At 37.4% G+C, this 3,147-nt stretch carries 3 protein-coding genes; 2 read left to right on the forward strand and 1 reads right to left on the reverse strand.

The window, feature by feature from the left end; all coding sequences use genetic code 11:
* Positions 1-89: 89 nt before the first annotated feature.
* Positions 90-1,154: an LCP family protein gene (locus tag ABDZ53_RS07300; protein ID WP_343755067.1), complete on the reverse strand. Its 1,065-nt coding sequence runs from the start codon at positions 1,152-1,154 to the stop codon at positions 90-92.
* A 136-nt stretch (positions 1,155-1,290) separates the two neighbouring features.
* On the opposite strand from ABDZ53_RS07300, the gene ABDZ53_RS07305 reads away from it, so the two are divergent.
* Together ABDZ53_RS07305 and ABDZ53_RS07310 are read left to right on the forward strand one after the other, a co-directional pair.
* The gene (locus ABDZ53_RS07305) at positions 1,291-2,373 is read left to right on the forward strand and encodes a glycosyltransferase family 4 protein (protein WP_343755069.1); all 1,083 of its coding nucleotides are present in this window, start codon (positions 1,291-1,293) and stop codon (positions 2,371-2,373) included.
* Between the two features lie 156 nt (positions 2,374-2,529).
* Positions 2,530-2,973, forward strand: coding sequence for a transposase zinc-binding domain-containing protein (locus ABDZ53_RS07310; RefSeq protein ID WP_343755071.1), 444 nt, complete (start codon positions 2,530-2,532; stop codon positions 2,971-2,973).
* The last annotated feature ends 174 nt before the right edge of the window (positions 2,974-3,147 follow it).

A 3,147-nucleotide genomic window follows, 5' to 3' on the forward strand; every position in this document is an offset into this window, starting at 1 on the left:
ATTATACTAAAAACCCCCTATTCTATCTATTGAAATCATAGGTAGAATAGGGGTTTTTCAGCAGTCTCGATTTCATACCGCTGCTCTTTTTATTCGTATTCTATGTCGTCCTCATCTTCTTCATTGGGACCCCCTTCAATGGTTTCATACAGTGTATCATCTCCATTTGTAAGAGGATCTAATTCCATATGTTCTCTAAGAGTCTCTTGAATGGTTGAGAGAGTCTCTTCGTAAGGAAGCCAGACGTAAAGTTCCTGATTATAAGTTGGGATGTACACATAATCAGCCACCCCAGACATTTCCATTGATTCAATATTTTGTGCGGCGGAGCTATAATTGGAAGCCACCGACATGATTTGTTGAGAAGACATGTTTGTTGATAAGTTAGGGCTAATCGCATTTAATATAGGAGCGATATTTGTAAAAGAGCGGAGAGACAAAACCTCGTTTGCCAAAGCTTGAATCACTTCACGCTGTCTTTCTTGTCTGCCAAAATCCCCCCGCGGATCCTGTTTTCTCATGCGAGCATAGCCTAAGGCTTTTTCCCCATCTAAAGTCTGAATTCCCTCTTCAATTTCAATGGCATCCATATTTTCCTCACTGTCTTGCACAGTAAAGGACAAATCAGAATCGACCGTTATACCTCCTACTGCATCTACTAAATCAACGAGTCCTTGAAAGCTGAGTGTGGCATGAAAATGAATAGGAATACGTAAATAATCTTCAACGAAATCTTTGAGCCCCTCTATCCCATAAATAGGATAAACGGCATTAAATTTTTCCAAACGATCTGTCCCGGGAAGAGTAATCAGGGTGTCACGGGGAATAGAAACCAGTTTGACCGATTCTTGTTCAGGATTAATCGTTGCCACCATCATAGTATCTGAGCGCTGAGGTCCACCCCCAACATCATCTAAACCTAAGATTAAAATAGAGATAGGGTGCAGGTCAGCTATTGTTTCATCCTGTTCTGTCGTATCTTCAGGTTCTTCTGATGCTTCATCACTAATATTTGTGAGAAAATTCTGAATGAGGTTTCCATAATAACCGGCTGCAGTTCCAACTGCAAAAGAAATAAGGATACCTAGAATAAGAATAATCCTCTTTATCCAAGTTTTTCTTTTCTGTTTTTTGATGTGTCTTTCTGAGCGCATAGCGACCTCTTTTCTTATTCCTTTAAAAATGGAAACCTTTTTAATTAGTTTAATCTAGTTCTCTCTGAAATGCAATTGAGTTTTTTCGTCCGTCAATGCTATAATGTAAAGAAAGTATGATGAAAAGAGCAGTGATATGTATAATATGTTTATTGTATTACTCGTTTGTATATTTACAATGATTAATACACTTATTTTAACCCCTCTATTTAAAAAGATAGCTTTAAAGCTAAAGGTGACGGATAAGCCCGAAGAGAGAAGGGTACATGAAAAAGAAACACCGACTATGGGAGGTCTCCCTATCTTTATTTCTTTTTTCCTCTCTTGTTTTTTCTTGCTGCCGATACCCTTAAGCCAAGTGCTTCCTCTTTTTGCAGGATCTTCTATTATCATTTTAACAGGTATAATTGATGATTTATACGAATTAAAACCTCTAGTGAAATTAAGTGGCATTATATTAGGCGCACTAGCCGTTTACTTTTTAGGGGATGTCGCTTTAGAGACCATGACGATTCCTTTAATCGGCACACTTCATTTCGGATCATGGCAATTTCCATTTACTATTTTATGGATTATTGGTTTTACAAATGCAATCAATCTAATAGATGGACTAGATGGGCTAGCAAGCGGGATTTCCATTATAGCCTTGACTACAATGGGCGTGATTGGTTTCTTCTTTTTAACCATTTCAGAAGTGTCTGTCTCTATTATGATTTTTGTACTAATTGGGGCTATTGCTGGTTTCTGGCCTTATAATTTTCAGCCAGCCAGTATCTTTTTAGGCGATACAGGAGCTTTGTTTTTAGGATTTATGATTGGCGTTTTCTCTCTACAAGGACTGAAGAATGCGACTCTTATTTCATTAATCATACCTATAGTCATTTTAGGTATCCCTGTTACGGATACGCTGTTTGCCATTATTCGTCGGAAGTTAAACCGACAATCCATTTCCACGGCAGATAAAAATCACATTCATCATCGGTTAATGAATTTAGGATTGTCTCACCGTCAAACAGTTTTGGCTATTTACTGCGTTGCTGCGATTTTTTCAGTTATCGCTTTATTGTATAGCTTTTCAACCTTGATTGGCTCCATTCTTCTGACTATATTCGTGCTTATTGGAGTGGAGTTGTTTGTAGAAATGATTGGCTTAGTGGGCGAAGACAGACGGCCTATACTAAAAGCTGTAAAAGAGTTCGGTAGAAAATTAAATAATTAACAGGTATCAACTCCACTATATGTACAAAAGGGAGTTGATATTTTTTTGTAGAATAGGAAAGTATAAAGTTTTACCCGCTAGAAAGCCTATCACCTCAAACGTTAATCACTATCACTTGATTTGAAAAGAGAGGGGATTTAAAGGTACACTATACGTATGGTAGAGAAAAGCATTCGCATAGAAATGAATAAACTAAAAGCTATATTTCTGGACAATAATAATTGGGAGAATTTTCTAAAAAATAACAAAGGAAAGATACGCCAAGTTATTAGAAAAGAAGTTGATAAGTTTCTGCATTGTGGGGATTTGTCTAATGGATTCCGCGTGTATAAGTGTGAGGCTTGCCCAAATGTTAAGCATGTTCCGATTCGGTGTAAAGGGAAATTCTGTCCCACCTGCGCAGTTGGAGAAGCACAGAAATGGGCAGATATTCAATCAAACGACATGTACCGTAGTATTCACCGCCATGTGATTTTAACCATTGATGAAGGGCTTCGTCCCATTTTCACTAGTCATTATCGGAAAAAACTATTAAAAGGCTTAATGGACGAAGCGAGGGTGCTGAAAAAGAAACCCTTTTTAAGGGCTATAAATGGGTAAAATAAATAATCAGTGATTATCTGGTAAATTTCAAGACATTTACACAGGTAGCACTGATTATTTTTGTTTGTTTTCTATTAATTTTTCTTCATTCTCGCTCTTGAGCTTAATTATTCGCTTCATATTCACCACGAAGAGCGTAGTGGCCCCTTGTATATCCATGCCAAATAAACC

Source organism: Alkalibacterium iburiense (genome assembly GCF_039521845.1).
In the GTDB taxonomy this organism is placed as follows: Bacteria; Bacillota; Bacilli; order Lactobacillales; family Carnobacteriaceae_A; genus Alkalibacterium; species Alkalibacterium iburiense.